Annotated in this window: 3 protein-coding genes; all 3 read right to left on the reverse strand. The window is 61.3% G+C overall.

Annotated elements, in window-relative coordinates; genetic code table 11:
* Window positions 1-1,254 (reverse strand): IS66 family transposase (gene tnpC / locus NKJ40_RS31700; RefSeq protein WP_352469378.1); only part of this gene is annotated, 1,254 nt, incomplete at its 3' end.
* Window positions 1,255-1,308: 54 nt separating this feature from the next.
* Window positions 1,309-1,662 (reverse strand): IS66 family insertion sequence element accessory protein TnpB, encoded by a 354-nt coding sequence (gene tnpB, locus NKJ40_RS31705; protein ID WP_352469379.1) that lies wholly within the window; start codon window positions 1,660-1,662, stop codon window positions 1,309-1,311.
* A complete protein-coding gene (tnpA, locus tag NKJ40_RS31710; RefSeq protein ID WP_352453912.1) occupies window positions 1,643-2,116 on the reverse strand; it encodes an IS66-like element accessory protein TnpA in 474 nt (157 codons plus the stop codon). The genes tnpB and tnpA overlap by 20 nt, the downstream gene beginning before the upstream one ends.
* Window positions 2,117-2,198: the final 82 nt, after the last annotated feature.

The raw sequence follows: 2,198 nt of genomic DNA on the forward strand, positions 1-2,198 counted from the left end.
GTCGCCGAGCTTGCTGTCCGGCAAGACTTTTGGGGCGATGTCGTCGAGCCATGCCTTGAGAGCATGGAGGATCGGGACACTATGTTGCTGGCGGAAGTGGCGAATGCAGTGATCTCGCGTTTCGCCGTCATCGGGGATTTCGTTCCGCGCCTGCCTTTCAACCCGATAGAGCTGTTCAAAGAACCGGAGCGCCTGTTCCGGCGGGCCGCCGCCTTTCTTCCTCGCCTTTAGGGCATCGACGAAGCGCCGCCTGGAATGGGCCATGCAGCCAAGATGCGTTGCCCCTTCCAGCGTGCGCCAGGCGGAATAACCGTCACTCATCACGATGCCGCGGTAATCGCCCAAGAAGGTCTGCGGGTGTATCTGGCCGCGACCCGGCTGATAATCGAGCAGCACGATCGGCTCGTCACTGTCGTGGCCGCTCCGGTATGCCCACATGTACGAGGTGCTGGTGGCCTCTCTGTCCATTTCCTTCAGCACCTGGACCGTGGTCTCGTCGCCATGGATGAGGGGCTGCGATCTGAGCCGCAGCTTCAGCACGTCATAGATGCGGGCGAGATGCTTTTCGCTCGAGCCGATCACCCAGTGACCCAGAGCGCCACGGCTGACAGGAACGCCCGCGCGCTCGAAGGCCTGCGCCAGGCGGTAGAGCGGTGTGCCGTCGACGTATTTGTGAACGAGCGCGAAGGCCAGCGTCGAAGCCGTGGCGATGCTGCCAGGCAAGGGTTGCGCGGGCATCGGCGCGGTCACGACCGGCGTGTTGATGCCGGTACGGTCGCAATGACGGCAAGCATATTTGAACCGCACATTCTGCAGGACCTTCGCCTTCACCTCGATATGAAGTTGCTCGGTAACGGCCTCGCCCATGCGATGCATCTGGTGACGGCAGCAAGGACAAGCCTTCTGATCGTCGGGAAGGTCATACTCGACGCGCTCGCGCGGCAGGTTTTCCGGCAAGGCCTTGCGGCCGCGCTTCTTTCCCGTCGCCCCTTCGCTCGCCGGCAAGCCCGTGTCCGGCAGGACAACGACGCCGCCATCTTCGTTGTCGGCGGCGTCCTCATCCGCGGCCTGTTCGGCTTCATTGAAGAGGCGGTCAATGTGCTTTTCACTGCGCGGCGCAAAACGATGCAGTCGTGCAAGCGCCAGCTCTTCCTCGAGTTTGACGACGCGTTCGGTGAGTTGACGGTTCTGCGCCTGCAGCGCAGCAATACGCGCCATCAACGCTTCAACAGTCGGTTCGCCGGGTCGATTCATCAGATTCTTGAATCGAAAGCATGCCGCCGCGTCAACCGCTCAATTCGAGAGCCCTCAACCGGCAACCTGATATTGCCGCACCGGATGGCGGACCATCGCATCGATGTCGATGCCGTCGAGGATCCAGTGCAATTGCTCGGTCGTAAGCGTGACCACCGCTGCCTCCCGGCGCGGCCACCGGAACTTGTCCTCGGTCAGCCGCTTCATTACCAGCACAAAGCCCGACCGATCGAAGAACAGGAGCTTCATCCGGTCGCGACGGCGATTGCAGAACGCAAAAACCGCCGGAGCAAACGGATCGAGCGCCATCGTCTCTTGGACCAGAACCGCAAGGCTGTTGATGCCGGCCCGGAAGTCGATCGGCTCGCGGTGCAGGTAGACTTTCAGGTCAGCGCCCAGTCTGAACATGACCCAGTGCTCCGATGGTCGCCGTCAACGCATCCACATCACCGCATTCCAGCGTCAACTTCACGCCGTTCGGCAGCGACGCGCTCACCTTGGCTGGAGAGGAAAAAGGCGCTGTCCTTTTCGATGCCGACCTACGTGCCCCATCGCAAGTCCCCGGCAAATCCACCGCAGCCATGCTGCTCTGTCGCAGCAAGGCCCGATCGGAAGTGCTTTCAATCTGAACCGGGATGAACGCCGATGGTGGGGGCTGTGGGAGGGACTGGGTCTCCGCCCGCTTCTTTATCCACTTCCGAAGAAGGTTCGCATTGACCCCATGTTCGAGCGCAAGCCTCGATACCGACACGCCAGGCTCAAGACAGGCCGAGACAAGACGGTCCTTCGATGCCGGGTCGTATCGGCGTCGCCCGTCCCGACCGACAAGCCTCACCCGCAGTTTCTGCTCATCTTCTTCCATCACAAGGTGTCCACCTATTTTGGTGGACACCTCATGCATCAGAGCACTCAACAGCAAAAGGTGCGGGGAAATTCGCGCTTAC

This window comes from Mesorhizobium sp. M0119 (assembly GCF_040322615.1).
Lineage (GTDB): Bacteria > Pseudomonadota > Alphaproteobacteria > Rhizobiales > Rhizobiaceae > Mesorhizobium.

Coding starts and splice junctions, on each gene's coding strand:
- tnpA (WP_352453912.1), bottom strand. CDS start 2,116: ATGGAAGAAGATGAGCAGAAACTGCGGGTGAGGCTTGTCGGTCGGGAC.
- tnpB (WP_352469379.1), bottom strand. CDS start 1,662: ATGTTCAGACTGGGCGCTGACCTGAAAGTCTACCTGCACCGCGAGCCG.